This is a genomic window from Planotetraspora sp. A-T 1434 (assembly GCF_025420585.1).
Taxonomy (GTDB): Bacteria; Actinomycetota; Actinomycetes; order Streptosporangiales; family Streptosporangiaceae; genus JAOEGB01.
On record NZ_JAOEGB010000022.1, the window covers coordinates 105,220 to 131,723 of the forward strand.

Below are 26,504 nucleotides of genomic sequence, written 5' to 3' on the forward strand. Positions count from 1 at the left end.
CGGCCGAGCCGGGCCTTCCGCGGGCGTATCGCCCATAGCCCCGTGAACTGCCGATTCGCTGTGGGGAACGGCGGTGCCCTGCCATGCTGGCCGTCATGTCGGAGACGGTGGCCGCGTGGGAGGCGTTCCGCCGGGTCTCCGCACTCGCCACGGGCCACTGCGCCGACCTCGACCACGCCGTCCGTCTCATGTCCGCGCACGCCTGGGTCGGCGGAGGCGCTCCCCGCTTCGCGGGCGAGCTCTCCCGCCACCGTACGGCCCTGCAGTCCGCCCTGGAGGACGCCCTCGGCGCGATCTCCGGGCTGCTCGTACGGCAGGGCGCCCCCGCCCCCGGAATGCCTGCCGTACGCACGTCGGTGACGAGCATGACGGCCGGTCCCGGGCCGTTCCGCGGCGTGGAGGTCCGGGCGATGACGGCCCTCGTCGGCTCCCTGGAGGAGGCGGCGGGGCGGCTGTGGGGCCTGGCGGGGCGGCTGCACGCCGAGCTGGCGATGCTGTGCCTGCCCAGCGGGGCCGCGCCGGCAGTCGCCCGGGGCGCGGACTGGGCCGGGCATCACGCGCGGGATCTCGGGCGGCGCCTGTCCCGGATCCAGCGGGCCGAGCGGGACTCCTCGACGCGCCTGGCCGATGGCGTGGTGCCGTCGGGCGTGATCGGATTCGATCTGTTCGAGGGGTTCGCGGCGGATCCCGGTGGGGCCGGATCCCTGCTCCGCCGCGTCGCGGCCGGAGACCGACAGGCGCTCACCGCCTTGCTGGGCCTGCAGAGCCAAGGGCTCGACCCAGGCCTGGCCGCGCGGATCAACGCGTGGTGGCGATCCCTCCCCCAACATCACAGGGACGATCTGGTCACCGCGATGCCGCAGGGCGTCGGCTCCCTCGACGGCCTGCCCGCCGCGATCAGGGACCGGGCCAACCGGCTGTTCTTGTCGGCGGAGAAGGCCCGGCTCCTGGCGGAGTCGGCCCGGCTCACCCGGGAGATGGCCCGCACCGCCCAGCCCGCCATCTATCTCACGCTCGACGCGGTCAGCCGTTCGCTGAAGAGGATCGACATCGTCGAGAAGACGCTGGCGCTCGGGGGCAGGGCCGGATATCCCCCGGTCCTGCTTCTGGCCTTCAGCCACGCGGGGCCGGGCCGCCTCATCGTCTCCTGGGGAGATCCCGACGCCGCGGACACCACCGTGACCTACGTCCCCGGGCTCGGAACGCGGCTGGAGGGTTTCGACTGCGACATCGAGCGAGCGAGACAGCTGTGGCAGCAGTGCCAGGTCACGTCGGGCAAGCGGCGGATCGCGTCAATAGCATGGCTGGGCTACGACGCCCCGCAGCTCGACCCCGGGCTGATCACGCCGAGCCGTTCCGTCGCCATGGGGGTCGTGGCGGCCGAGGGCGCGGGGGCGCTGGCCGCGTTCAGCGACGGCCTCCACGCCGCCCACCGGCCCGCCGAGGGAGCCCGCAACGTCGTCCTCGGCCACAGCTACGGCTCCCTGGTCACCGGCAGGGCCGCCGTGCTCCGCCCGGGACGGCTGGCGGACGACCTCATCTTCGTCGGCAGCCCCGGCGTCGGGGTCGAGCACGCGAGCGAGCTGGGCGCCGGCCCCGGCCATGTCTGGGTGGGGGAAGCGGGCAACGACATGGTTACGTACCTGGGCAGGTTCTCGGCGGACCCCGGTGATTCCGCCTTCGGCGCCCGCCGCTTCTTCGTCCAGCGCAGCCTCATTACCCAAGCCCACTCCAACTACTGGAAACCGCATTCTGCTTCTCTGCGCAACATCGCCCGGATCGTGAACGGTCAATACGAGGAGCTCGAGCTGCCGAAGCCTGTGGACCACCCGCAGCTTCTCATGCCGGAGCTGGCTCCGGACCTCCTCCAGGACCTGAACCGGTGACGCCGACGACCCGCACCGCCCTTCGGCTGCTCCTTCTGCTGACCCTGCTCGATGCCTGCGCCTCCACGAGGAGCCCCATGGACGCCTCCTCCAGCCAGACTCCGGCCCAGGCCCTCGCCCGGGCGGAGGATCTGATCAGGCAGACCGCCGGCGTGCTCCGGCCGCGCCCTCGCCTGGAGCCGCTGGCCGGCCAGAGCACGTCGAGCCCATGCTTGGAACCCCATGACGACGGGGCCCAGGACAGGATCGTCGTCAGCCGGGCGTACTGGCTGCGGGAGGTTCCGGGGGCGGCGAACATGGAGATCGCGCGGCAGGTGATGGACCACTGGCAGCGGCAGGGACACGTCATCACGTCGACCGGGGGCTTCCAGGTCGGCCATCCCAGCGTGGGTGGCGTGTCCCGGCCGGACGGGTTCATCCTCGCGCTGGTGTGGTCGGAGGGCGACCGGCTGTATCTCGCCGCCACGTCACCGTGCGTCTCGCCTGACGGGATGCCCCAGCCGTAGACGGGCTTCTCCACGTACGTGACCCCTGTCGTGAGTCGCTACCCTACGGGAAGGCCGCCGTCTGTTCAGGAGTGTGTGATTATGCGGGTTGTTGATGCTTTCCGGGAGACGTACGGCGGCGAGCCGGCCGGGGTCTGGTACGCCCCCGGACGGGTGAACCTCATCGGAGAGCACACCGACTACAACGACGGTTTCGTGCTGCCGTTCGCAGTCCCGTACGGCGTCACGGTGGCGGCCAGCCCCCGAGAGGACGACACCGTCCGCCTCACCTCCCTGCAGGCGCCCGGCGGGCCGCAGGTGATCGAGGACCTCGACCGGGCCGAGGGCTGGGCCCGCTACCCGGTGGGCGTCTTCTCGATCATGCGGGGTGACGGCCTGGCCGTACGCGGAGCCGACATCGTCATCGACGGCGACGTCCCCGAGGGGGCGGGCCTGTCCTCCAGCGCCGCGCTGGAGGTCTCCGTCGCGCTCGCCCTCAACGACCTGTACGGCCTGGGCCTGGAGCCCATGCGGCTGGCGAAGATCAGCCAGCGGGCCGAGAACGACTTCGTCGGCATGCCGTGCGGGATCATGGACCAGGCGGCGTCGGCGCTGAGCAAGGCGGGCCACGCGCTCTTCCTCGACTGCCGGTCTCTGGCCAGTCGCGCCATCCCCCTCGACCTGGCGAAGCACGGGCTGCGGCTGCTCATCATCAACACGGGCGTGCGGCACGAGCTGGCCGACGGGCAGTATGCCAAGCGCCGCCAGGACTGCGAGAACGCCGCCAAGCACCTGGGCGTCCCGGCTCTGCGGGACGTGACCGACCTCGCGGCCGCCCTTGAGAAGCTCACCGGCAACGAGCGGAAGCGGACGCAGCACGTCGTGACCGAGAACCACCGCGTCGAGGCGCTCATCGGGCTGCTGCGCGCGGGAGCCGTACAGGAGATCGGGGCGATCCTCAACGCCTCCCACATCTCGCTGCGCGACCAGTTCGAGGTCTCCTGCCCGGAGCTCGACGTGGCGGTCGAGGCGTCGATCAGGGGCGGCGCCCGGGGGGCTCGGATGACCGGAGGCGGGTTCGGCGGCTCGGCCATCGCGCTCGTCGCCGAGGACAGGGTGGACCGCGTGCGGGCGAAGGTCCTGGAGGCCTACGAGGAGCGCGGCTGGGCCGCGCCGACGTTCCTGCCCACCACCTGCGCGGCCGGAGCCCACCGAGTCGACCTGTAGCGGCAGCCCTCAGGCGAGTGGAGGAAAGCGCGGGGGGCGCCGCTCCAGGAAGCTGGCGACGCCCTCGGCGAAGTCCGGCCGGCCGAACGACTCCAGCATCAGCCGCACGGCCTCGTCCCTCGACTCGTCGAGGGTGGTGGCCCAGTCGCCCCACACCTGCCGTTTGATCACGGCCATCGACGTCGGAGAGCACTGCGTGGCCAGCTCACGCGCGTAGGCGAGGGTCTCCTCCAGGAGCCGGTCCCCCGGTACGGCACGGCCGGCCAGCCCCAGGGCGTACGCCTCGGAGCCGGTGAAGACCCGGCCGGACAGCAGCAGGTCCATGGCCTTGGCCTGACCGATCAGCTTGGGCAGGATCCAGGCCAGGCCGTACTCGGCGATTAGCCCGCGCCGGGAGAACGCCGTCGTCCACTTGGCGTCCTCGGCTGTGAAGACGAGGTCGCACACGAGGGCGTGGACCACTCCCAGCCCGGCGCAGGCCCCGTTCACGGCGGCGATGACGGGCTTGCGGATCGTCATGGGGAACGTGTTGGGCCGCTTGTCCGGCTCGCCCGTGTAGCCACCGGTCTGGATCGCGGTCAAAGTCTCGAAGTCGGCTCCGGCGCAGAAGCCCTTCCCCGCGCCGGTCACGACGACGACCCTGACCGACGGGTCCTGTTCGGCCTCTTCGAGCAGGTCGAAGTAACGACGGCCCATCTCGTCGGTCCACGCGTTCAGCCGTTCGGGCCGGTTGAACGTGAGGATCCGCACGCCGCCGTCGTCCTTGGACAACACCACCATCTTGCCCTCCTTCACCGAACCATGTTCTACACCAGGAGGCTAACCGGGGAAACGTGCTCAGGGCGGGGTCGCCGTGGTCGCGTGCGTACAGGGCGACGGCGGCGGCCAGATTCCCGCCGGCGCTCTCGCCGGCCACCCCGATCCGCTGCGGATCCACCCCCAGTTCATCGGCGTGCCCCGCCAGCCAGCGCAGGGCGGCATAGCAGTCCTCCAGGGCCGCCGGGAACGGGTGCTCCGGCGCGAGGCGGTAGTCCACCGACGCCACCACCGCACCCATCTCGGCGGCGATGCGGGTGGTCTCGCTGTGGAAGAAGTCGACGCGGCCGATGACGAAGCCGCCGCCGTGCAGGTATAGCAGGCAGGATCCCGTCGCGGCCCCTCGCGTGTAGATGCGCACGGTCTCCGCCCGGGCCACGCTCCGCACCCTGGTGCGGGAGTCCGCCAGGCTGGCCGGGTGCCCGGTCTGCGTCACGGACTCCGAGCTGGGTGTCTGCCTGCGCTCCGATCCCGTAGGCCGGGTCATGACCGGCACCCCGAGCCGGCCGGCCTGGTCGTGCGCCGGAAGCGCTTCCTGGTGGCCACGAGCGGCGGCCCATGTCACTCCCGGGACCGGTGGCTGAACATGGGCGTGAGCTGGACGTCGTCGTAGTAGCGGTGGAAGACGGGCGTGGTGGCGCCCGAGAGGGGTGGGACGATCCACGACCAGTCCGCGGGGCAGACCCGGCCGTTGCGCTCCTCCTTCTCCAGGTGGGCGATGAACCGCCTCGATTCGGTGTGATGGTCGCTGATCGTCACGCCGTCCTCGGCGAAGGAGTGCAGCACGGCGATGTTGAGCTCGACCAGCGCCTGGTCGCGCCAGAGCGTCCGGTCGTGCGAGGTGTCGAGGCCGAGCCGCTCGGCGACCACCGGGAGCTGGTCGTACCGGCCCACGTCGGCGAGGTTGCGGGCGCCGATCTCGGTGCCCATGTACCAGCCGTTGAACGGCGCGCACGGGTAGCGAACCCCGCCAATTTCCAGGCACATGTTGGATATCGCCGGTACGGCATGCCATTTCAGGCCGAGCTCGGCGAACCACGAGAACTCGGGATGCCGGAGCGGAACCTCCAGGATCAGCTCGGGCGACACCTCGTGCGCCGTCAGCCCGCCCTTCGCCTCGATGATCAGGGGCAGCACGTCGAACCGCGTGCCGTGGCCGCGCCAGCCGAGCCGGCGGGCCATTCTCGTCACCTCGATATTGGCCGGGTCGCCGACGACGCCCCCGTCCGAGTTGAGGTACGCGGCGTACCTGATGAGCTGGTCGTTCCAGATCGTCGGCGCGCGCTCTCCGGGCGTGTCGGGCGCGAACACGGTGATCGTCGGCCGGATCTTGCCCTTGTTGGTCGCGATCCGGAGATGCTCGGCGCATTCCTCGGCGATGCCGTCCGCCGTGTCGACGTGCCGGCGGTCCCGGACCCGGAGCGACTTCCAGTAGAGGCGGCCGATGCATCTGTTGCTGTTCCGCCATGCGACGCGCGCGCCGAAAGCCAGCTCTGCCGCCGTGTGCGTATACGTTCCCGTCTGCGAGATCTCTCCGAAGACATCGCGCAGCCTGGGTTTCACCGACCCCGCGGACGGGTTCTCCGCGTGGTAGAGCCGGATGAAGTCCTCCGCCTCTTCCTTGTCGACCCCCTCCTCACGCCCGGGTTCTTGTTCGGCTTCCGTGATCTTCTTGCACTTGTTGGACCTGAACCACCTCAGCACGACCGCCACACACTTCGCACTCGCGGGCATCGCACCGGTTTCCGGGGGTGGCGGGACGCCCTCTCCGCAGTGGCCCTCACCCCACTGCGCTGTCTGTGATCCGCGGCGCCTCACATTTTCGGCGAAGTCTCGTGATTTGTCCGCCACATTCGCATACTTGCGTCCGACTTCGGTACATCATCCCCAGGCAACGCAGAAACCCCGGCGCGGATGACCAAGGTCATCACACTGCCGGGGGCGGTCGCGGCGCAGCCGCGACACCGGGAGGTTCCAGGGGGGTCGTCCCCCCAGGCAAACACAAAGCCCCGGCGCGGATGGTCGAAGACCATCAAGCAACCGGGGCCAACGCTCCCGCGATAGGACTCGAACCTATAACCTGCCGGTTAACAGCCGGCTGCTCTGCCGATTGAGCTACACGGGATTGCTGCTGCGCTGCTCGATCCGGTCTTGCGGCCGTTCTTGCTGCGCGGAACTAGATTAGCGCACTCGGGGGGGTGCCTGTCACGTTCATTCGGCTTGGATAGATGCAGGCCTTCGGGGTAGGAGGGCGAAGAACACGAGCGCGGAGGTGGAAGATGCGGTACAAGGCGATGTTCGCCGCCGGGCTGGCCGTCGGCTACGTTCTGGGCACCCGAGCCGGACGTGAGCGGTACGAGCAGATCAAGCGCATGGCGCAGCGGGTGGCGGACAGTCCTTCCGTCCAGGAGGCGGCGGGGCTGGTCGGGGCCCAGGCCTCGAAGGTGGCGGAGAAGGCCAAGGACCTCGCCGGTGACAAGTTCGGCGGCAAGGTGCCGTTCCTGAAGAGGCAGGAGCCGTGGCAGGCCGAGAAGGTGGGCGCCGCCACCGGCTGGCCGGCCTCCGACGCCGACCGGATCACCTGACGATCCCCCACACAGCAGGCCCCTGGCTCACGCCGGGGGCTTTCTGGTCCCCCAGGTCCCCCCACGTGTCGTGATCATGCACGAATTCCCAGTGTTCCCGGCCTGCCTGCGCCAACCCTTGTTGTGATCATGCACACGTTCCCGCAGTCACATGCCGACCTGCGTGGACGCCATCCGTGATCATGCGCAGTGTCTTGGCTCCATAGCCCCGAAGTGCGTGATCAGGCCCTTGGGATCCTCAGACGCCGAGGCTTCGCCGTACCTCTTCGAGGGCCTGCTCCGCGAGAGCCCGCAGGCCGGGGTCGGCGGGGTCCAGGCCGGGATCGAAGACGAACTCCCACTGCGGCGCGTCGTAGCCGGGGACGCGGCGGGCGACCAGCCGCACTCCCCCTCGCGCGCCCAGCGGCACATGCCTGCTCGCCACGATCGACGCGGTGACCCGCTCTCGGATCGTCTCGGGCAGCAGGCCGGGCTCGGGCAGCAGCGCCCGGTGGACGGCGCCGTCGGTCATCGTGACCGTCACGCCCTTCTCGTCCCACACGGCCTTGTCCATGAGGTGCCACGGCAGCCGGATTCCCCCCGGCAGGTGCAGCGCCTGCGTCGTGGCCACGTGGTAGTCGCCGCCCGGCGTGTGGGCGTGGCTGATCACCCGCTCGCGCGGTTCGAGCGCGAGAGCCGTACGGACCTCGGCGGGCAGCCGCCGGGCCCCGAAGAGGCCGAAAAGCTTGGAACCAGGCAACGAGCACCATCCGTGAGCGCGACCATTGATACCGGAAGGCTATCCGCCGCGGGACCGGCCGCACCCGGTGCCCAGCCCTGGCCGGCGTAGCGGCCCGCCACAGCGCCCAGGCCGGCTGTCCGGTGTCCCACTCGCCCCGGCACGAGGGTCCGCCGCGGCACGATATGCCCGGCGGGTTCCGGACCCGTATTCGACCATGACGAAAGTGCTGCTGAATCGGCCCGGAGACAGCACTATCGTCATGATCGAGTGCTGATGCCGTCTGGAAAGGGGACACGCGGACAGGGCGTGAAGCCGGGGTCGATGTGGCCGGCAAGGCGAAAGCCAGTGACCCGCCGATGGCACAGGTCACTGGCTTCGTGGGCTCACAACCTCAGTCCAGGTAGTCCCGGAGCATCTGGGCTCTGGTGGGGTGGCGGAGCTTGGCGAGCGTCTTGGACTCGATCTGCCGGATCCTCTCGCGGGTCACGCCGAACTCGCGGCCGACCTCCTCCAGTGTGCGGGGGTGGCCGTCGGCCAGGCCGAACCGGAGCTGGATGATCCGCTGCTCGCGCTCGGACAGCGTCGCGAGGATGTCGTCGAGCTGGTCCTGCAGCATGATGAACGCGGCGGCCTCGATCGGCACCACGGCGTCGGCGTCCTCGATGAAGTCCCCGAGGTCGGAGTCCTCCTCGCCGATCGGAGACTGGAGCGAGACCGGCTCCTGGGCGATCCGCTGGATCTCCACCACACGGTCGATGGGCAGGTCCATCTCCGCGGCGATCTCCTCGGGCGCGGGCTCCCGGCCGAGGTCCTGGTGGAGCTGACGCTGCACGCGGACCAATTTGTTGATCGTCTCGACCATGTGAACCGGAATACGAATGGTCCGCGCCTGGTCGGCGATGGCCCGGGTGATCGCCTGGCGAATCCACCAGGTCGCGTAGGTCGAGAACTTATAGCCCTTGGTGTAGTCGAATTTCTCGACGGCCCGGATCAGGCCGAGGTTGCCTTCCTGGATGAGGTCCAGGAAGAGCATTCCGCGCCCGACGTATCGCTTGGCGATGGAGACCACGAGCCGCAGGTTCGCCTCAATGAGCCGCTGCTTGGCCCGCACGCCCTCCCAGACGAGGTCCTCCAGCTCCGGCCGGGCGAGCCTGACGGCGGCGCTCTCGCAGAGCTTGTCCTCGGCGAACAGGCCGGCCTCGATGGCCTTGGCGAGCTCGACCTCCTCCTCGGCGGTCAGCAGCGGAACCCGGCCGATCTCGCGGAGATAGATCCTGACCAGGTCACTCGTTGGCGCGCGTTTGCCTACGTCCTCCTCGTCGGGCTTGCTGGGCTCCTCGTCGCCTTGCGGCTCGAGGACCTCAACCCCGTTCTCGGCGAGCATCCGCACGACGCGTTCCAGCGCGTCGGCGGGCAGCTCGGATCGGTCGAGCGCGGCGGCCACGTCGTCTACCGTGACGCTCCCGCGTTCCCTTCCCTTCGCGACGAGTTCCGCCACCTGATCTACCGATGGCGGCCTGCTTGGCAGCACCGATGCACCCACGGAACACAGTCTGCGGTATAGGGACCAGTAAATGGCAGGCCTATTTTTGTCACCCAAGGTAAGGCAGAAGTCAATACCGGATTGAGATCACAACATATGTTTGGCCGTTGGGAGATCTGGAAAGGGAAGTTTATTCAGGCCCCGGTGGCACGCTCTCTCAACACGCGTCGCTGCTGTTCGAGGGCGACCAGTTCCCCGAAGAGCCGGTTGTACTCCTGCTGCTCCTCGACCGGGTTGAGCCGTTGCAGGCGTGACTTGACCTGGGTGATGGCCCGGCCCACCGTGACCTCCTGGAGCTTGGCCAGCACGGCCGTGCCGTACCGCTCCTCGCCGGTGACGTCGGCGCGGAGCGCCTCGACGGCGAAACGCGTGACGAGCGACCGCAGATCGGCTCGCGGCTCGGCGGCGGGCGCGGTGGAGGATGTCCCGGTCTGGTCGAGCAGCCGGTCCACCCACTCGCGGCCGCCCGGTCCCCCGGTGGCGGTGCCCCCGGCGGCCATGATGAGCCCGTAGAGCGCGACGTGCTCGGGCAGCGTGAAGGCCCCCGGGCCGAGGGCGTCGAACTCGGGGCCGAGCAGCGCAGGACGCTGCACGGCGAGCTTGAGCGCCTCGGCCTCCAGCCGCACGGCGGGGTCGACCGGCTCCTCCCGGCGGACGGCCGGAGCCCTGCCGGTCCCGCGCTGCTGGGGCTGCCCGTGCTGCTGGGTCTGACCGATGACCTGCTGGATCCGCTGGATGACGAAGCCCTCGTCCATGAAGCCGAGCCAGCGGTCGAGGTCGACCACGTAGGTCTTGCGCAGCCCCGGGTCCTTGATGCCGGCGACGACCGGGGCGACCGCGTCGAGCGCGCCGAGGCGGCCCTCGTTGGTGTTCAGGTCGTAGCGCGACAGCATGCTCCGGATCGCGAACGCATACAGCGGCTCCCTGCTGGCCACGAGGTCCCGGACGGCGGCGTCGCCGTGCTTTACCCGCAGGTCGCACGGGTCGAGGCCGTCGGGCTGGACGGCGACGTAGGTCTGGGTGACGAACTTCTGCTCGTCCTGGAACGCCCGGAGGGCGGCCTTCTGCCCGGCCGAGTCGCCGTCGAAGGTGAAGATCACCTCGCCGCGGAACTCGGCCTGGTCGAGCAGCAGCCGCCGCAGGACCTTGATGTGCTCCTCGCCGAACGACGTGCCGCAGGTGGCCACCGCCGTCGGCACCCCGGCCAGGTGGCAGGCCATCACGTCGGTGTACCCCTCGACGATGACGGCCTGGGACCGCTTGGCGATCTCCCGCTTGGCCAGGTCCACGCCGTACAGGACCGAACTCTTGTGGTAGATCGGGCTGTCCGGCGTGTTCAGGTATTTTGGGCCGTCGTCGGAGTCGAGCAGCTTGCGCGCGCCGAACCCGATGACGTCACCGGTGATGTCCCGGATCGGCCAGATCAGGCGGCCGCGGAACCGGTCGATCGGCCCACGGCGGCCCTCCCGCGCGAGGCCGCCCTTGATGAGCTCCTGCGAGGTGAAACCGCGGGCCATCAGGTGCCGCGACAGCGCCTCCCACTCGGCGGGGGCGTAGCCGACGCCGAACCGCTCGGCGTCCACCCGCTCGAAGCCGCGCTCGGACAGGAAGCGCCGGCCGGGCGACGCGTCCGGGGTGGAGAGCTGAGCGGCGTAGAACTCGGCGGCCGCCCGGTGGGCCTCGATGAGCCGGAGCCGCTCCCCCTGCTCCCGGCCCGGCACGTAGCCGCCCTGCTCGTAGCGGAGCTGGATGCCGGCCCGCTGCGCCAGCCGCTCCACGGCCTCGGAGAAGGAGAGGTTCTCGATCTTGCGGACGAACGTGATGACGTCGCCGCCCTCGGCGCAGCCGAAGCAGTAGTAGTACCCCCGGGCAGGCGTGACGTTGAACGACGGCGACTTCTCGTCGTGGAACGGGCACAGGCCCTTGAGGTTTCCCCCGCCGGCGTTGCGCAACTGGATGTGCTCGCCGACGACGTCGGCGATCGGTGATCGCTCCCGCACGAGCGCGATGTCCTCGTCACTGATCCGGCCACTCATACGCCCTGCCACGCTGGCGAGTTTAGAGCCCCTCACGACCACGGAGCCACGGCACCTCGGGCTGCGCCCGTCCCACAGGGACTTTGCCGATCCAGGTCGTGACAAATGCGAAGGTCCGTTACAAAGGAGAGGTTCGATAACGTCGACCAGGTGGAGATCATGCGAAGACTGGCCGCCCTCACGAGCGCCGCGTGCCTGGCCGCGGCGTGCAGCGCGCCGGCCGGTGTGGCCGGCGTGAGCACGCTGCCGCCGGCGCCGCCCGTGACGAGCGGGGGTGGCGCCGCCACAGCCGCCGCCGACCCGTCCCACATGGTGGCGGTCGCCCCGCCGCCCGGCGACGCTCCCGTACGGCTTCCGCCGCCCACGCTGTCGCGCTTCACCTACAAGTTCCCGGTCAAGGGCTGCAGGGCGTCCTACTCCCGCAAACTGCTGGTCCTGCCGAAGACCACGATCTGGGCGGGCAAGGGCTGCGCGTTCGTCTCCCCCGTCGACGGCGTGGTCCACGAGGTCAACGTCAAGAACCTCTGGAAGCCCTCCACCGACCGCGGGGCGGACAGGGAGGGCCGGTTCGTCTCGGTCCTGGGTGACGACGGCGTGCTCTACCTGGGCGGCCACCTCGACTCGGTCGAGCCGGGCGTGCGGGCCGGAACGCACGTCAAGGCCGGGCAGCAGCTCGGCCGGATCGGCAACTCCGGCAACGCGCGTGACATGGCGAGCAACCTCTACTTCGCCGTCTCGTGGCCGACGCCGTCCCAGTACTGGTGGGTGCGCCGGGGCATGGTCGAGCCCTGGCCGTACCTGGACGCGTGGTACGACGGGAACGCGACGCTGTCGCCGCGCAAGGCCACGCTGGCCATGCGCAAGCACGTCGGCGCGCTCCCGCGCTGCGTCCAGCTCTGCTCGTCGAAGTCCCCGGTCCCGGCCAGGGAGACCAAGCCGCCCAAGGACGACACCGACGACACCCGCGTGGTGATCCCCCTGAACTAACTTCCTATCCCAGGAGGTCGGAGAGGGGGATCTCCGGGTCGGCCAGGCGGCCGAGGTCGACGGCCCCGCCCGCCTGCCCGGCCCGGACGAGGGCCTGGATCTTGTCCGTCACGTCCCAGATGTTGACGTTCATGCCCGCGAGCACGCGCCCGTCGTTGGTCACCCAGAAGACGAGGAACCCGGGGATGGCCCCGTCCTTGAGCGCCGGGTCGCCCCGGAAGACGACCTTGTCGTGCCCGGAGAGGTCGCCGGAGAACTCCATGCCGAGATCGAACTGGTCGGTGTAGAAGTACGGCACGCGGTCGTAGACGACCTCCTGGCCCAGCATCGCCCGTGCGGCGGCCGGGCCGCCGTTCAGCGCGTTGGCCCAGTGCTCCACCCGGATCCGGCGGCCGAGGAGCGGGTTGTCCGCCTCCGCGACGTCGCCGGCGGCGTAGATGTCGGGGTCGGACGTGCGCAGCGACGCGTCCACGACGATGCCGTCCGCGACCTCCAGCCCCGCGCTCCGGCCGAGCTCGACGTTGGGCGTCGCGCCGATGCCGGCGACGACGTGGTCGGCGGGCAGCACCTCGCCCGCCGTGGTGACGACCTCGCTCACACCGGACCTTCCCCGCAGGACACTCACCGAGGTCCCGAGCCGGAACTCGACGCCATGGGCCCGGTGGACGGCGGCGAAGATCTCCCCGACCTCCGTCCCGAGCGTCCGGTGGAGCGGGGCCGGCCCGGGGGCCACCACGGTCACCTCGCAGCCGGCCTGGCGGGCGGCGGCGGCCGTCTCCAGCCCGATCCACCCGGCCCCGACGACCACCACGCGGCCCCCGCCCGCGAAGGCCTCCCGCAGCGCCTTGCTGTCCGCGACCGTCCTGAGGTAGTGGACCCCCTCCAGGTCGCCGCCGTCCACGGCGAGCGGCCGGGGGGTCGCGCCGGTCGCGATCAGGAGCTTGTCGTACGGCTGGCTCTCCCCCTTGTCAAGGTGGACGAGGTGGCCTCGGGGGTCGATGCCCGTGGCGGTGGTCCCCAGCCGGAGGTCGACGTCATGGGCGGCGTACCAGCCGGACTCGTGCACGTAGACCTTCTCCAGGTCCGTCGCGCCCTGCAGGTAGCCCTTGGAGAGGGGCGGACGCTCGTAGGGACGCTCCCCCTCGGCTCCGATGAGCACGATCTTGCCGCCGAAGCCCTCCTCGCGCAGGGTCTCGGCCGCCTTCGCCCCCGCCAGCCCCGCACCGATGATCACGAATGTCGACATTGGGTCCTCCTTCGGTGCGACCGTAACGCAGGACCGTCGGTGCGGATGAGCCGGACCGTGTTTCCCCTCAAGCGGGGCCGCCTGTCGTCAGCCGCGGGCCGAGAGGCGCCGGTGCCAGGCCATCGCGGACGCGTCGGTGAGCGATGCGATCTGGTCCACGACCACACGCAGCCGCCCGGCGTCGCCGGAGGCGTTCTCGAACTCGGGACGCAGGGCGGGCTCCAGCGTCGCCGGGGCGCCCAGCGTGATCAGCGAGCCGAGCTCGGCGATCAGCTCGCGCTGCCTGGCCTGGGTGGCGTGGTGGTCCGCGCGGGACATGACGTAGTAAGCGGTGACACCCTTCAGCAGCGCGCACTCCAGCCGCGTGGTCCTCGGCACGACGAGGTCCATCGAGTGGCGTCCCGAGGTCGCTCCCCCGGCCGGCACGACGCGACAGCCGTAGACCTCGCGGGTGGCCTCCTGTGCGGACCTGCAGAAGCGGCCGATGAGCGCGCTGGTGAGGCGCTTGAGCGCGGCGAGGTCCACCAGCCCGGCATCGAACCGGCCCGGCCAGAGCGGCTCGGCCACCAACCGGCCGAAGATCTCGGCCAGCTCGTTCAGGTCGGCCTCGGGGGCGTACCACTCGCGGGTCAGGCGGCAGACCGCCAGCCGCTCGTCGGGGTCGCGCAGCGCCTCGGCGGTGACGTGGCCGGAGGTCAGCGCGTCCTCCAGGTCGTGGACCGAGTAGGCCACGTCGTCGGCCCAGTCCATGATCTGGGCCTCGAAGCTGATCGTGTAGCCGGGTGTCCCCTCGCGGATCCACTGGAAGACGGGGAGATCGTCCGGATAGACGCAGTACGGCCGGCCCTCGCGGGCGTGTGGCACTCCGGGGACCCGGGAGGCGTGGCTGGTCCACGGATACTTGCAGACCGCGTCGAGCGTCGCCCGGGTGAGGTTGAGCCCGGCGCTGCGGCCGTCCTCGGTCATGACCTTGGCCTCCAGGCGGGTCAGCAGCCGCAGGTTCTGGGCGTTGCCCTGGAAGCCGCCGCATCGGGCCGCCATCTCGTCGAGCGCGACCTCCCCGTTGTGGCCGAAGGGGGGATGGCCGAGGTCGTGGGCGAGACAGGCCGTCTCGACCAGGTCGGGATCGCGGCCGAGGACCTTGCCCATCTCCCGGCCGATCTGGGCGCATTCGAGCGAGTGTGTCAGCCGGGTGCGGGGGCTGTGCATGCTGTAGTAATCGGCCGGGGTGACCACCTGGGTCTTGGCCGCGAGCCTCCGCAGCGAGGCGCTGTGCAGCACCCGCGCCCGGTCCCGCTCGAACGCGCTCCGCTCGGGGTTCCCGGGGGGCTCGGGCACCCATCGTGCCTGGTCGTGCTCGTCGTAGCGGGTCATCCGTCCTCCTCCCCCGGCGGTTCCCGGCCCGGCTTTCCGGCTGCGGGGAGTGAACCGTACCCCTGTTCCTCTGACTTCACGACAAACACGCCGGAAACACTGCCGGGCGGTCGGGCGGAGCGCCGCCCCGCGCCCGCCATATCAACAAATTTCGCAACATCGGCGACTCCAGCCCGGTCAATCAGCATAAGTTGCCCCCTGTCCACCGTTTCCCCCCGACCGTCCCCCCGACTGGAGGACCCCCAGTATGAAGACGGCGCCCCTGCTCCTGAGGCTGACAGCCGCGGGAGCCGTTGCCGCGACGCTGCTCGCCGCCACCCCCGCCGCGGCGGCCGACGATCCCGTCGGCACCATCCGGAAGGCGGACTCCCCCGACAGGATCCCCGGCGAGTACATCGTCGTCCTGAAGGACAACGCCGCCGTCCGCGAGCGCGGCGTGCCCGCCTCGGCGAGGAATCTGGCGGCCCGCCACGACGGCTCGGTCGGGCACGTCTTCACCCGGGCGGTGAAGGGCTTCTCGGTCAGCATGGACGAGACCGACGCCAAGAAGCTCGCGGCAAACGCGGACGTCGCCTACGTCGAACAGGACCAGAAGGTCACGACGAGCGACACCCAGCAGGGCGCGACCTGGGGCCTGGACCGCATCGACCAGGCCGCCCTGCCGCTCAGCGGCACCTACACGTACGCGACCACCGCCGCGAACGTGCACGCCTACATCATCGACACCGGCGTGCTCACCACCCATGGCGACTTCGGCGGCCGGGCGTCCAGCGGGCACGACTTCGTCGACAACGACGCCGACGCGAGCGACTGCAACGGGCACGGCACCCACGTGGCCGGCACGGTCGGCGGCGTGACCTACGGGGTCGCCAAGGGCGTCAAGCTCGTCGCCGTCCGGGTGCTCGACTGCGCCGGCAGCGGCACCACCTCAGGCGTCATCTCCGGCGTCGACTGGGTGACGGCCAACGCCGTCAAACCGGCCGTCGCCAACATGAGCCTGGGCGGCGGCGTCAGCAGCGCCCTCGACAAGGCCGTGGCCAACTCCATCGCGTCGGGCGTCACGTACGGCATCGCCGGAGGCAACGAGGGCGCCGACGCCTGCGGCAGCTCCCCCGCCCGCGTCCCCGCCGCCATCACCGTCGGCGCGACGGCCAACGACGACACCAGGGCGTCGTGGTCGAACTACGGAAGCTGTCTCGACCTCTTCGCGCCGGGAGTCTCCATCACCTCGGACTGGTTCACGGGCGCCTCCGCGACCAAGACGATCAGCGGCACGTCGATGGCCACCCCGCACGTGGTGGGCGCGGCCGCGCTCGTCCTCGCGGCCAACCCCTCCTTCAGCCCCGCACAGGTCTCCTCGGCTCTCACGTCCGGCGCCACCCAGGCGGTGGTCAAGAGCCCGGGGACCGGCTCGCCCAACCTGCTGCTCCGCACCGCCGGCACCGCCACGCCGACACCGACTCCCACACCGACACCGACTCCCACACCGACCGTGACCCCCACACCGACCATGACTCCCACACCGTCCCCGTCACCGTCCCCGACCACGGGCACGGTCTTCTCGGACACGTTCGAGACCGCGACCGGCTGGACGGTCAACCCATCGGGCACAGACACCGCCACGCTGGGCAGGTGGGAGCTCGGCGATCCCGAGGCCGCCGGCTCCGGCGGAACGGCGACCCAGCTCGGGACGACCGTCAGCGGGACCCACGACCTGGTCACCGGCCGGCTCGCCGGGAGCAGCGCGGGTGCATACGACGTTGACGGCGGCGTGACCTCGATCCGGTCCCCCGCCATCACACTCCCGTCGTCCGGCACGCTCACGCTGCGTTTCAGCTGGTATCTCGCGCACCTCAACAACGCCACGAGCGCCGACTACCTCCGGGTCCGCGTGGTCGGCACCACGACGGCGACCGTGCTCAACCAGACGGGCGCGGCCAGGAACCGGGCCGCCTCGTGGGCCACGGCGACCGCCAACATCTCCGGCCAGGCCGGGCAGACCGTACGCATCGTCGTCGATGCGGCCGACGCGGCCGGCGCCAGCCTGGTCGAGGCGGCGATCGACGACGTGACGATCACCCGTTCCTAGATCCCCAACCAAAACCCCAGCGTGATCATGCACAGATTCCCGCAAACACCGTCCCACCTGGCACTTCGTGTGGCGTGATCATGCACGGGCTCCCGCAAACACCGTCCCACCCGGCACTTCGGGTGGCGTGATCATGCACTACGAGGGCACGCCTCGCCGGGCGGACAGTGCATGATCACGAACAGGGGCGGCGCTGATCACACCGGGTGCGGCGGAATCCGTACATGATCACGCTTGGAGAAACGGGACGTCCGCGAGCTTCCCGGGAAACCCTGCATGATCACGGCGACGCAGAGGGGGTGCTCAGCGGCTGTCGGACCCGGCGCCGGATCTGGTGCGGGTCAGGGCGGCCCGGCCCGCCTCCAGCCGCGCGATCGGGATGCGGAACGGCGAGCACGACACGTAGTCGAGCCCGATCTCGTGGCAGAAGTGCACGGAGTCGGGATCGCCGCCGTGCTCGCCGCAGATGCCGAGCTTGAGGTCCGGCCTGGTCTTCCTGCCCTCCTCGGCGGCGATCCGCATGAGCCGGCCGACGCCGTCCCTGTCGATCGACTCGAACGGCGAGACGCCGAAGACGCCGAGATCGAGATACTTGCCGAAGAAGGCGCTCTCGACGTCGTCCCGCGAGAATCCCCAGGTCATCTGGGTGAGGTCGTTGGTGCCGAACGAGAAGAACTGGGCCGCCTCAGCGATCTGCCCGGCCGTCAGCGCGGCCCGCGGCACCTCGATCATCGTGCCGACGAGCGCCTCCACGCCCGCCTCCGCGAGGATCCCGAGCACCTCCTCCCGCACGATCTCCAGCTCCTGGACGGCGCCGACCAGCGGGATCATGATCTCGACTTGCGGGCCGGCGCTCCGCTTGGCGGCCGTCGCGATGGCCCGCACCTGCATCGCGAACAGGCCGGGAATGGCCAGGCCCAGCCGTACTCCCCGCAGGCCGAGCATCGGGTTCTGCTCGTGCAGCCGCTTGACGGCGTCGAGGAGTCTGCGGTCCTTCTCCGTCGCCTGGTCGCCCGCCAGGGCCACCTTGACCGACAGGTCGGTGAGGTCGGGCAGGAACTCGTGCAGCGGCGGGTCGATCAGCCGGATGGTGACCGGCCGGCCGTCCATGGCCGCGAACAGCCCGGTGAAGTCGGCTGTCTGGAGCGGTTCGAGCGCGTCGAGCGCGACCTGCCGTTCCTTGGGGGTGGCGGCCAGGATGAGGTCCTCGACGAGCTGCCTCCGGTCGCCCAGGAACATGTGTTCCGTACGGCACAGCCCGATGCCCTGGGCGCCGAACCGCCGGGCGCGGGCGGCGTCCTCCGGCGTGTCGGCGTTGGCCCGTACGGCGAGGCGGCGCGCGGAGTCGGCGTGGCGCATGACGCGGTCCACGGCGGCGACGAGGTCGTCGTCGGGCCGGCCGCCCTCGAAGTACTCGACCACGGGGGAGGCGACCACGGGCACCTCGCCCAGGTAGACGGCTCCGTTGCCGCCGTCGATGGAGATGACGTCGCCCTCCTGGACGGTGATCCCACCGGGCGCGGTGAACCGTCCGGCCTGGACGTCGACCTCCAGCTCCTCCGCGCCGCAGACGCAGGTCTTGCCCATGCCCCGGGCGACCACGGCGGCGTGCGAGGTCTTGCCGCCACGCGACGTGAGGACGCCCTGGGCGGCGATCATGCCGGAGAGGTCGTCGGGGTTGGTCTCGCGGCGGACGAGGATGACCGCCTCGCCCCGCCCGGCCAGCTCGACGGCCCTGGCGGAGGTGAAGACGACCTTGCCCACGGCGGCGCCCGGCGAGGCGTTCATGCCGGTGGTGAGCCGCGTGTTTCCGGCGGTCGTGGAGAACCGGGGGAACATGAGCTGCGCGAGCTGGTCTCCGGTCACCCGCGTGACGGCCTCGTCCATGCCGATGAGCCCCTCGTCCACGAGCTGGGTGGCGATGCGGAAGGCCGCGCCCGCCGTCCGCTTGCCCACGCGGGTCTGCAGCATCCAGAGCTTGCCCCGCTCGACGGTGAACTCGATGTCGCACAGGTCGCGATAGTGGTTTTCCAGCGTGGCCATGATGTCCAGCAGTTCCCGGTAGGCCGCCGCGTTGATCGTCTCCAGGTCCTGGAGCGGCACGGTGTTGCGGATCCCGGCGACGACGTCCTCTCCCTGGGCGTTCTGCAGGTAGTCGCCGTAGACGCCCTGCTGTCCCGAGCCGGGGTCGCGGGTGAAGGCGACGCCGGTGCCGGAGTCCATGCCGAGGTTGCCGAAGACCATGGCCACCACGTTGACCGCGGTGCCGAGGTCGGTGGGGATGCGCTCCTGCCGCCGGTAGAGGACGGCGCGGGGCGCGTTCCACGACTCGAACACGGCCTTGATCGCCAGGTCCATCTGCTCGCGGGGGTCCGCGGGGAACTCGCGGCCGCTCTCCGCGAGCACGATGCCCTTGTACGTCTCTACGAGCCGCTGAAGGTCGGCGGCGTCGAGGTCGGTGTCCTCCCGGTCGCCCTTCAGCTCGTCGAGCGCACCCTCGAACAGCTCGCCGTCGATGTCCAGCACGGTCTTGCCGAACATCTGGATGAGCCTGCGGTAGGAGTCCCACGCGAAGCGCTCGTTGCCCGACTGCTTGGCGAGGCTCAGGACGGACTGGTCGTTGAGGCCGATGTTGAGGACCGTCTCCATCATGCCGGGCATGGAGAACTTGGCCCCGGACCTGACACTGACCAGCAGCGGGTCGTCCGCGCCGCCCAGCCGCTTGCCCATCCGGCTCTCCAGCTCCGCCAGGTGGGTCGCGATCTCGTCTCCGAGCCCGTACGGCATGCCTCCGTGGCCGAGGTAGTGACGGCACGCCTCTGTCGTGATCGTGAAACCGGGAGGCACCGGGAGACCGAGGTTGGTCATTTCCGCCAGATTGGCGCCCTTACCGCCGAGCAGGTCCTTGAGGTCCTTGTTGCCCTCGGTGAAGTCGTAAACGTACTTGGGCACGTGAGCTCCTTCGCGACTTCAAATTAAACGCGCGGATCGACCCCGCACCCGGACTCTACCGACGAAGAAGGCCATCAAACATCACACCCCAGCCGATAAGGCATATCGCCAGCTAGACGACACCGTAAAGGTCTAATCCACTACTTATACCCGTAAAGATCGCTCGTTTTTCATCGACCTAGACCAGTGGTATAAACCAATTTCCAGCATTGCGCGGATTCACCGCATGTTTCCCCGGTGTTAATTGGTTTAGACCATTACCTGGCCATCCGGAAGGCGCCGCTATCGGTGAGTCCGCCCGGCGACGCCGCATCGCCGTACGGTATAAATGAACAACCCTCCGAATGACGTCGATTGCGGAGGGTGCTCGTGTCTCGCAGGGTCTGGCAGGTCGTGCTGGCGGGGATCGTGGGGCTCGGCTCGCTGGGGGTGGGAGCCACCGCCTGCGGGTCGGGGCAGGTGACGACCGCCGGTTACGCCACTCCCCACGACCCTCTGGCGTGGAAGCAGTGTGAGAAGGTCTCGACGGCGTCGGGCTTTCAGTGCGCGACGATGAAGGTGCCGCTCGACTACGCCAAGCCCGACGGGGAGAAGATCGGGATCGCGCTGATCAGGCTCCGGGCGACCGACCCCGCCCAGCGGCTGGGCTCGCTCGTGTTCAACTTCGGCGGGCCGGGCGGCTCGGGGGTCTCCACGCTGCTCAACGCGGCGTCCGCCTTCGGGATCCTCGGCCGGCGCTACGACCTCGTCAGCTTTGATCCCCGCGGCGTCGACCGCAGCAGCGGGATCCGGTGCCTGAGCGACCAGCGGATGGACCAGTACCTCACCGAGGAGCCCAGCGACAGTGTCGACAAGGAGACGGCCCTCCTCACCGAGTTCGCCAGGGGGTGCCAGCGGAACGCGGGCAAGATCCTTCCCTACGTCGGCACGATCAACGCGGCCCGCGACATGGAGTCCCTGCGCGACGCCCTGGGCGAGCCCCAGCTCAACTACTTCGGCTTCTCCTACGGCACCCACCTCGGGGCGGTCTACGCCACGCAATACCCGAAGAAGGTGGGCCGGATGGTGCTCGACGCGGCCCTCGACCCCACGGTGGGCCTGCTCGACATGGCCAAGACCCAGTCCCTCGGCTTCCAGCGGGCCTACGACGACTACCTCGCCGACTGCGCCAAGACCAAGGTGAGCTGCCCGCTCGGCGCGGACCCCGCCACGGCGAACGCGACCGTCCTCGGGCTCCTCGACACCCTCGGGCGTCAGCCGCTCAAGGTCGGCGCGCGCGAGGTCAACGCGACCGTCGCGAGATCCGGCATCACTCAGGCCCTGTACAGCAGGCTCGCCTGGCCGCTGCTCACCGAGGCGGTCAACGACGCGCGGAGGGGCGACGGGAGCGGCCTGCTCACGCTGGCCGACGAGTACGCCGGGCGGCAGCCGAACGGCTCCTACTCGACCCTGCAGTTCTCCCTGCCCGCCGTGCTCTGCGCCGACCACACCGACCGGCCCACCGTGGCGCAGGCGGTGGCCCTGGCGGACCGGCTCAGGAAGGTGACCCCGCTCTTCGCCTCCACCGCGTCGAGCTCCGGGATCTGCAGCGTGTGGCCGGTCCCGGGCGAGGACTCCAACAAGCACATCGACGCCACGGGCTCCAAGCCGATCGTGGTCGTCGGTGTGACCCACGACCCGGCCACGCCATACCAGTGGGCGCCGAGCCTGACCAAGCAGCTCCGCACCGCGGTGCTGCTCACCCTCAACGGCGAGGGCCACGGCGCGTACGGCCAGAGCGCCTGCATCGACACGGCGGTCAACGGCTATCTCCTCGACGGCAGGGTGCCCCTCAACGGTCTCCGGTGCTGAGCCTCGCCTGACGGAGCCGTACACGGAAAAGGCGCCTCCCGGGACGTCCCGGGAGGCGCCTTTCGCGTGCTCGTCAGTCGTTGAGGTGCTGGCGGAGGTAGGACTCGACCTGGTCGAGGGCGACCCGCTGCTGGGCCATGGTGTCGCGCTCGCGGATAGTCACGGCCTGGTCCTGCGGGGTGTCGAAGTCGACCGTGATCGCGAACGGCGTGCCGATCTCGTCCTGGCGGCGGTAGCGGCGGCCGATCGCGCCCGCGTCGTCGAAGTCCACGTTCCACCGGCGGCGCAGCTGCGCGGCCAGGTCACGGGCCATCGGCGACAGGTCGGCGTTGCGCGACAGCGGCAGCACCGCGACCTTGACCGGCGCGAGCCGGTGGTCGAGCCGCATGACCGTGCGCTCCTCCATGACGCCCTTCGCGTTGGGCGCCTCGTCCACCGTGTAGGCGTCGAGGAGGAAGGTCAGCGTGGCCCGGTCCACACCGGCCGCGGGCTCGATGACGTACGGCACGTAGCGCTCGCCGCTGTCCTGCTCGAAGAACGACAGGTCCGTGCCCGACGCCTTGCTGTGCGCCGTCAGGTCGAAGTCGGTGCGGTTGGCGATGCCCTCCAGCTCGCCCCACTCGGTGCCCGTGAAGTTGAAGCGGTACTCGATGTCCACGGTCCGCTTGGAGTAGTGGGACAGCTTGTCCTTCGGGTGCTCGTAGAGCCGCAGGTTGTCCTTGTTGATGCCGAGGTCGACATACCACCGCAGGCGCTCGTCGATCCAGTACTGGTGCCACTCCTCGTCGGTGCCCGGCTTGACGAAGAACTCCATCTCCATCTGCTCGAACTCGCGGGTCCGGAAGATGAAGTTGCCCGGGGTGATCTCGTTGCGGAACGACTTGCCCTGCTGGCCGATGCCGAACGGGATCTTCTTGCGCGCCGACTGCTGCACGTTCAGGTAGTTGATGAAGATGCCCTGGGCGGTCTCCGGCCGGAGGTAGGCCAGGCCGGACTCGTCCTCCACCGGGCCGAGGTAGGTCTTCAGCAGGCCGCTGAACTGCCTCGGCTGCGTGAACGCGCCCTTGTTGCCGCAGTTGGGGCAGGTGATGTCGGCCAGGCCGCCCGCGGGCTCGGCGCCGTGCTTGGCGGCGTACGCCTCCAGCAGGTGGTCGGCCCGGAAGCGCTTGTGGCACGACTGGCACTCGGTCAGCGGGTCGGTGAAGGTCTCGACGTGGCCGCTGGCCTGCCACACCTCGGGGGCGAGGATGACGCACGAGTCGAGGCCGACGACGTCGTCGCGGCCCTGGACCACGGACTTCCACCACTCGCGCTTGACGTTGTTCTTCAGCTCGACACCGAGGGGCCCGTAGTCCCACGACGCCCGCAGACCGCCGTAGATCTCGCTCGACGGGAAAACCAGCCCGCGGCGCTTGGCGAGGCTGACGATCGTTTCCAAGACGTCGGTGCGACGTGCCATGAGTGGAACTCCATCCGGCTGGGTGTCGGCCCTGAGATCAGGTGTTCGGGGATCGGTTGTCCGATCGGTGCGTCGATCGGGCGGGCCGGCCGGATCGCGCGTGCCACAGGCGGCAAGAGGCTCGGCACCTGCCCGAATCTGTGCTCAAGCTTAGGGGAATCCGGCGGCCGTTCGCTCAGGCCTCGCCCGCGGTTCCCGCGCGATCGGTCCCGGGAAGATCCCCGTCCGGGCTCCCCGGCATGCCGTACACGCCTTCGAAGGCGCTCGGCTCGTTGATCATCAGGGTCATGAGCGGATACATGGCCATTCGCGCGGCCGACAGCGCCCGGCGGTAGAAGCCCGCTCCCTCCCACTCGCTGACCAGCGCCCACAGGGCCGGCTCGTCGACCGACCTGCCGACCTGGCCCCGCAGGTAGCCGGGCTGGGCCGCCAGCACGTCGAGGATGTCACGGGCCTGCGCCGTGAACTCCTCGGTCCTGGCGCCGGGCACCGAATAGCGGATCAGGGAGAGCATGCCGCCAAGCATGCCACCATCCCGTACGCCCCGCTGGCGTGATCATGCACATGTTCCCTCATGCATCGTCCCGCCTGGCGCTTTGCGCAGCGTGATCATGCACAGGTTCCCACGTGGACCACCCCACCTGAAGCTTCGGCTCGCGTGATCATGCACGATGAGGTCGCACGCATCGGACGGACACTGCATGATCACGAACCGTGGCGGTGCCGATCAGACCGCTCGCGCAGGAATCCATGCATGGTCACAATTAGGGAAACCCCAGATCCCCAGGCTTCCCGGGAAAGCATGCATGATCACGCCGATGGGTGCGGATGGGTTACGTGGCCGGTGTTCTAGGCTCGACTCGTGGGAAGCGAAACCGATCCGACGCGCCGGCCCAGGGTCACGGCCCATCCCCTGGCGAGGAAGCCCGCCCCGGGGGCCCAGCCAAGTGCCCAGCCACGTGCGCGGGCGGGGGCAGGGCCGAGGCGGCCGCTGCCGGCGGGCGAGCAGTTCGTCACGCCGGGCGCGACGGGGCTCCGGAAGGCGGTCGAGCAGAAGAGCGCGACGCCCCTGGTGTTCCTGTTCCAGCTGCCGCGCTGGCTGGTGCCCGTCGTGATGGTCGCGCTGCTGCTCGCCGGCATGGTCGTCGCGGACTGGCGGGGCGCCCTCGCCGTGCTTCCCGTGCTGGGCTTCGTCGTCTGGCTGGCCTACCTGTCGTGGCCCTCGCTCCGGCTCGGCGGCCGGGTGCTCCGCGTGGCGGTCGTGACCTTCCTGGTGCTGCTCGCCGCCACGCGGCTCGGACTCCTGTGAGCATCGGTAGATTCGAAGTGGCCACGCCGTACACGGGAGTCCCTCATGAGTAAGAGCCGCGACGCCGTTCACGCGACCCTCCGTCAGAGCCGAGGGTTCCGGAGCGCTCAGGACGTGTTCACGAAGATGCGGGCGGACGGCGCGAAGATCGGCCTGACCACCGTTTACCGGGCGCTGCAGTCCCTGTCCGACGACGGCCGGGTCGACGTTCTGCGCACCGACGACGGCGAGTCCGTCTACCGGGCGTGCGAGAGTGACACCCACCACCACCATCTCGTCTGCCGCCGCTGCGGGCGCACGGTCGAGGTGGCCGGTCCCGACGTCGAGCGGTGGGCCGAGGTCGTCGGCGCGGAGCACGGCTTCACCGAGATCACCCACACCGTCGAGGTTTTCGGCACCTGCTCGTCGTGCGCGGCCGCCACCCCGGGCGGGTGACGCGGCGGGGGTGACCGCCGCATGATCGTGACCTGGATATGACGCGGATATACGGTCATGTCGCCACGCCGGGCCGCCCCGAGAGGTACGCTGCCTGCGCCGGGAAATAGGGAGATGCCGTGCCGTTCAGCCATGACATGGTGTTCTCGCTGGCCACCGTGGTGGACCTGATCAACACCTCGCCCGCGGCAGGCGAGCGCGACGGGCTGGCCGGCGTCGAGGATCTTGAGGCGTTCGTGCGGCGCCGCCAGGTCAGCGGGGTGGCGGCGCTGACCCACCGCGACCTCGCCGAGGTCCGGGTGCTTCGGGACGCGTTCCACGAGGTCTTCACCGCCCCCGATCGGACGACGGCGATCGCCCGGCTCAACACGCTGCTCGGCCGCACGCGGATCACGCCCAGCCTCACCGAGCACGACGGGTTCGCGCTGCACGTTCACTACTTCGCACCGGGCGCGTCGATCGCCGAGCATCTCGCCGCCGACTGCGGCGTGGCCCTCGCCCACGTGCTGGTCGAGGACGAGTGGGAGCGGCTGCGCACGTGTGCCGCCCCCGACTGCTCCCACGTGTTCGTCGACGAGTCGCGCAACCGGTCCCGCGTCTACTGCGACAGCCGCACCTGCGGCAACCGCATGCACGTCGCCGCGTACCGGGCCCGCAGGCGGGCCTGAGCCCGCCTGTCTCTCAGAGCGGCCCCCCGGAACGACTCAGCGGAGCTCGTTCGGCAGGGCCCCGCCGTACCTTCTGTCGCGCTTGGCGTAGATCTCGCACGCCTGCCAGAGGTCGCGGCGGTCGAAGTCGGGCCAGAGCTGGTTGAGGAAGACCATCTCGGCGTAGGCAGCCTGCCAGAGCAGGAAGTTGGAGGTGCGCTGCTCGCCTGAGGAGCGCAGGAACAGGTCCACGTCGGGAATGTCGGGCTCGTCGAGGTAGCGGGCGAAGGTCTGCTCCGACACCTTCCCCGGTTTGACCCGGCCCGCGGCGATGTCCTGCGCGAGCTTGACGGCGGCGTCCACGATCTCGGCCCGGCCGCCGTAGTTGACGCAGAACTGCAGCGTCAGCGTCGTGTTGCGCGTCGTCATGCGCTCGGCGTCCTGGAGCTCCTTGATGACGCTCTTCCAGAGCCGCCCGGGACGCCCGGCCCAGCGGACCCGGACCCCCATGGCGTTGAGCTCGTCGCGGCGGCGCCGGATCACGTCGCGGTTGAAGCCCATCAGGAAGCGGACCTCGTCGGGCGAGCGCTTCCAGTTCTCCGTGGAGAACGCGTACGCCGACAGGTAGGGGATGCCCAGCTCGATCGCGCCTTCGATGACGTCGAACAGCGACGCCTCGCCCATCTTGTGACCCTCGGTCCTGGGCAGGCCCCGGGCCTTGGCCCAGCGGCCGTTGCCGTCCATGACGATCGCGACGTGCCGGGGCAGCAGGTCGCGCGGGATGGCGGGCGGGGTCGCCCCGGACGGATGCGGAGTAGGAGGACGGACCATGCTCATGAGCGTATTGCGTGCCGCC

21 protein-coding genes, 1 tRNA gene and 1 pseudogene are annotated in these 26,504 nt (G+C 70.1%); 10 read left to right on the forward strand and 13 right to left on the reverse strand.

What is annotated here, in order from left to right; genetic code table 11:
- Positions 1-95 precede the first annotated feature (95 nt).
- The 3 genes from N5079_RS25835 (at position 96) to galK (ending at position 3,598) form a co-directional block, all read left to right on the forward strand.
- Positions 96-1,886, forward strand: a complete 1,791-nt coding sequence (locus N5079_RS25835; RefSeq protein ID WP_261586666.1) for an alpha/beta hydrolase family protein — start codon at positions 96-98, stop codon at positions 1,884-1,886.
- Positions 1,883-2,392: a hypothetical protein gene (locus N5079_RS25840; RefSeq protein ID WP_261586668.1), complete on the forward strand. Its 510-nt coding sequence runs from the start codon at positions 1,883-1,885 to the stop codon at positions 2,390-2,392. The genes N5079_RS25835 and N5079_RS25840 overlap by 4 nt, the downstream gene beginning before the upstream one ends.
- A gap of 81 nt (positions 2,393-2,473) precedes the next feature.
- A complete protein-coding gene (gene galK / locus N5079_RS25845; RefSeq protein ID WP_261586670.1) occupies positions 2,474-3,598 on the forward strand; it encodes a galactokinase in 1,125 nt (374 codons plus the stop codon).
- A gap of 9 nt (positions 3,599-3,607) precedes the next feature.
- Here the strand turns inward: galK and N5079_RS25850 are convergent, their stop codons facing one another.
- The 4 genes and pseudogenes from N5079_RS25850 to N5079_RS25865 all read right to left on the reverse strand — a co-directional run bounded on the left by N5079_RS25850 (position 3,608) and on the right by N5079_RS25865 (position 6,539).
- Complete coding sequence (locus tag N5079_RS25850; RefSeq protein WP_315967886.1) at positions 3,608-4,393, reverse strand: enoyl-CoA hydratase-related protein; 786 nt, start codon at positions 4,391-4,393, stop codon at positions 3,608-3,610.
- A 103-nt stretch (positions 4,394-4,496) separates the two neighbouring features.
- A pseudogene (locus N5079_RS25855) lies at positions 4,497-4,901 on the reverse strand (alpha/beta hydrolase fold domain-containing protein); the annotation flags it as partial.
- Positions 4,902-4,975: 74 nt separating this feature from the next.
- Entirely contained in the window at positions 4,976-6,118 is a 1,143-nt protein-coding gene (locus N5079_RS25860) for a nitric oxide synthase oxygenase (RefSeq protein WP_261586672.1), read from the reverse strand.
- A gap of 348 nt (positions 6,119-6,466) precedes the next feature.
- A tRNA-Asn gene (locus N5079_RS25865) sits at positions 6,467-6,539 on the reverse strand.
- A gap of 154 nt (positions 6,540-6,693) precedes the next feature.
- On the opposite strand from N5079_RS25865, the gene N5079_RS25870 reads away from it, so the two are divergent.
- Positions 6,694-6,999 (forward strand): YtxH domain-containing protein, encoded by a 306-nt coding sequence (locus tag N5079_RS25870; protein WP_261586673.1) that lies wholly within the window; start codon positions 6,694-6,696, stop codon positions 6,997-6,999.
- Between the two features lie 238 nt (positions 7,000-7,237).
- Here the strand turns inward: N5079_RS25870 and N5079_RS25875 are convergent, their stop codons facing one another.
- From N5079_RS25875 to dnaG, 3 genes are all read right to left on the reverse strand, one after another.
- On the reverse strand, positions 7,238-7,738 hold the full coding sequence (locus N5079_RS25875; protein ID WP_261586674.1) for a hypothetical protein: 501 nt from the start codon (positions 7,736-7,738) through the stop codon (positions 7,238-7,240).
- A 373-nt stretch (positions 7,739-8,111) separates the two neighbouring features.
- Positions 8,112-9,218: an RNA polymerase sigma factor RpoD gene (rpoD, locus tag N5079_RS25880; protein WP_261586675.1), complete on the reverse strand. Its 1,107-nt coding sequence runs from the start codon at positions 9,216-9,218 to the stop codon at positions 8,112-8,114.
- A gap of 179 nt (positions 9,219-9,397) precedes the next feature.
- Entirely contained in the window at positions 9,398-11,299 is a 1,902-nt protein-coding gene (gene dnaG, locus N5079_RS25885) for a DNA primase (protein WP_261586709.1), read from the reverse strand.
- A gap of 159 nt (positions 11,300-11,458) precedes the next feature.
- Between dnaG and N5079_RS25890 the strand changes: the two genes are divergently transcribed.
- Positions 11,459-12,286, forward strand: a complete 828-nt coding sequence (locus N5079_RS25890; protein ID WP_261586676.1) for a M23 family metallopeptidase — start codon at positions 11,459-11,461, stop codon at positions 12,284-12,286.
- A 4-nt stretch (positions 12,287-12,290) separates the two neighbouring features.
- Here the strand turns inward: N5079_RS25890 and N5079_RS25895 are convergent, their stop codons facing one another.
- Together N5079_RS25895 and N5079_RS25900 are read right to left on the reverse strand one after the other, a co-directional pair.
- Positions 12,291-13,532 (reverse strand): NAD(P)/FAD-dependent oxidoreductase, encoded by a 1,242-nt coding sequence (locus tag N5079_RS25895; protein WP_261586677.1) that lies wholly within the window; start codon positions 13,530-13,532, stop codon positions 12,291-12,293.
- 87 nt (positions 13,533-13,619) lie between these two features.
- Complete coding sequence (locus N5079_RS25900; protein ID WP_261586678.1) at positions 13,620-14,906, reverse strand: deoxyguanosinetriphosphate triphosphohydrolase; 1,287 nt, start codon at positions 14,904-14,906, stop codon at positions 13,620-13,622.
- 247 nt (positions 14,907-15,153) lie between these two features.
- Between N5079_RS25900 and N5079_RS25905 the strand changes: the two genes are divergently transcribed.
- Complete coding sequence (locus N5079_RS25905; RefSeq protein ID WP_261586679.1) at positions 15,154-16,995, forward strand: S8 family peptidase; 1,842 nt, start codon at positions 15,154-15,156, stop codon at positions 16,993-16,995.
- Positions 16,996-17,298: 303 nt separating this feature from the next.
- On the opposite strand, the gene ppdK is transcribed toward N5079_RS25905, so the two are convergent.
- The gene (gene ppdK / locus N5079_RS25910; RefSeq protein WP_261586680.1) at positions 17,299-19,947 is read right to left on the reverse strand and encodes a pyruvate, phosphate dikinase; all 2,649 of its coding nucleotides are present in this window, start codon (positions 19,945-19,947) and stop codon (positions 17,299-17,301) included.
- A gap of 369 nt (positions 19,948-20,316) precedes the next feature.
- Between ppdK and N5079_RS25915 the strand changes: the two genes are divergently transcribed.
- Positions 20,317-21,798: an alpha/beta hydrolase gene (locus tag N5079_RS25915; RefSeq protein WP_261586681.1), complete on the forward strand. Its 1,482-nt coding sequence runs from the start codon at positions 20,317-20,319 to the stop codon at positions 21,796-21,798.
- A gap of 73 nt (positions 21,799-21,871) precedes the next feature.
- On the opposite strand, the gene N5079_RS25920 is transcribed toward N5079_RS25915, so the two are convergent.
- The gene (locus N5079_RS25920; RefSeq protein WP_261586682.1) at positions 21,872-23,257 is read right to left on the reverse strand and encodes a glycine--tRNA ligase; all 1,386 of its coding nucleotides are present in this window, start codon (positions 23,255-23,257) and stop codon (positions 21,872-21,874) included.
- A gap of 175 nt (positions 23,258-23,432) precedes the next feature.
- On the reverse strand, positions 23,433-23,771 hold the full coding sequence (locus N5079_RS25925; protein ID WP_261586684.1) for an antibiotic biosynthesis monooxygenase family protein: 339 nt from the start codon (positions 23,769-23,771) through the stop codon (positions 23,433-23,435).
- A gap of 348 nt (positions 23,772-24,119) precedes the next feature.
- Here N5079_RS25925 and N5079_RS25930 point away from each other — a divergent pair, with 348 nt between their 5' ends.
- From N5079_RS25930 to N5079_RS25940, 3 genes are all read left to right on the forward strand, one after another.
- Positions 24,120-24,566 (forward strand): DUF6703 family protein, encoded by a 447-nt coding sequence (locus N5079_RS25930; protein ID WP_261586685.1) that lies wholly within the window; start codon positions 24,120-24,122, stop codon positions 24,564-24,566.
- A 45-nt stretch (positions 24,567-24,611) separates the two neighbouring features.
- The gene (locus tag N5079_RS25935; RefSeq protein WP_261586686.1) at positions 24,612-25,001 is read left to right on the forward strand and encodes a Fur family transcriptional regulator; all 390 of its coding nucleotides are present in this window, start codon (positions 24,612-24,614) and stop codon (positions 24,999-25,001) included.
- A 119-nt stretch (positions 25,002-25,120) separates the two neighbouring features.
- Positions 25,121-25,669, forward strand: coding sequence for a CGNR zinc finger domain-containing protein (locus N5079_RS25940; RefSeq protein ID WP_261586687.1), 549 nt, complete (start codon positions 25,121-25,123; stop codon positions 25,667-25,669).
- Positions 25,670-25,705: 36 nt separating this feature from the next.
- Here N5079_RS25940 and N5079_RS25945 read toward each other — a convergent pair whose 3' ends face one another.
- Positions 25,706-26,479, reverse strand: coding sequence for an isoprenyl transferase (locus N5079_RS25945; protein WP_261586688.1), 774 nt, complete (start codon positions 26,477-26,479; stop codon positions 25,706-25,708).
- Between the last annotated feature and the right edge of the window lie 25 nt (positions 26,480-26,504).

Coding starts and splice junctions, on each gene's coding strand:
- N5079_RS25890 (WP_261586676.1), top strand. CDS start 11,459: ATGCGAAGACTGGCCGCCCTCACGAGCGCCGCGTGCCTGGCCGCGGCG.
- N5079_RS25900 (WP_261586678.1), bottom strand. CDS start 14,906: ATGACCCGCTACGACGAGCACGACCAGGCACGATGGGTGCCCGAGCCC.
- N5079_RS25905 (WP_261586679.1), top strand. CDS start 15,154: ATGAAGACGGCGCCCCTGCTCCTGAGGCTGACAGCCGCGGGAGCCGTT.
- N5079_RS25835 (WP_261586666.1), top strand. CDS start 96: ATGTCGGAGACGGTGGCCGCGTGGGAGGCGTTCCGCCGGGTCTCCGCA.
- N5079_RS25945 (WP_261586688.1), bottom strand. CDS start 26,479: ATGGTCCGTCCTCCTACTCCGCATCCGTCCGGGGCGACCCCGCCCGCC.
- galK (WP_261586670.1), top strand. CDS start 2,474: ATGCGGGTTGTTGATGCTTTCCGGGAGACGTACGGCGGCGAGCCGGCC.
- N5079_RS25870 (WP_261586673.1), top strand. CDS start 6,694: ATGCGGTACAAGGCGATGTTCGCCGCCGGGCTGGCCGTCGGCTACGTT.
- dnaG (WP_261586709.1), bottom strand. CDS start 11,299: ATGAGTGGCCGGATCAGTGACGAGGACATCGCGCTCGTGCGGGAGCGA.
- N5079_RS25935 (WP_261586686.1), top strand. CDS start 24,612: ATGAGTAAGAGCCGCGACGCCGTTCACGCGACCCTCCGTCAGAGCCGA.
- N5079_RS25895 (WP_261586677.1), bottom strand. CDS start 13,532: ATGTCGACATTCGTGATCATCGGTGCGGGGCTGGCGGGGGCGAAGGCG.
- N5079_RS25920 (WP_261586682.1), bottom strand. CDS start 23,257: ATGGCACGTCGCACCGACGTCTTGGAAACGATCGTCAGCCTCGCCAAG.
- N5079_RS25925 (WP_261586684.1), bottom strand. CDS start 23,771: ATGCTCTCCCTGATCCGCTATTCGGTGCCCGGCGCCAGGACCGAGGAG.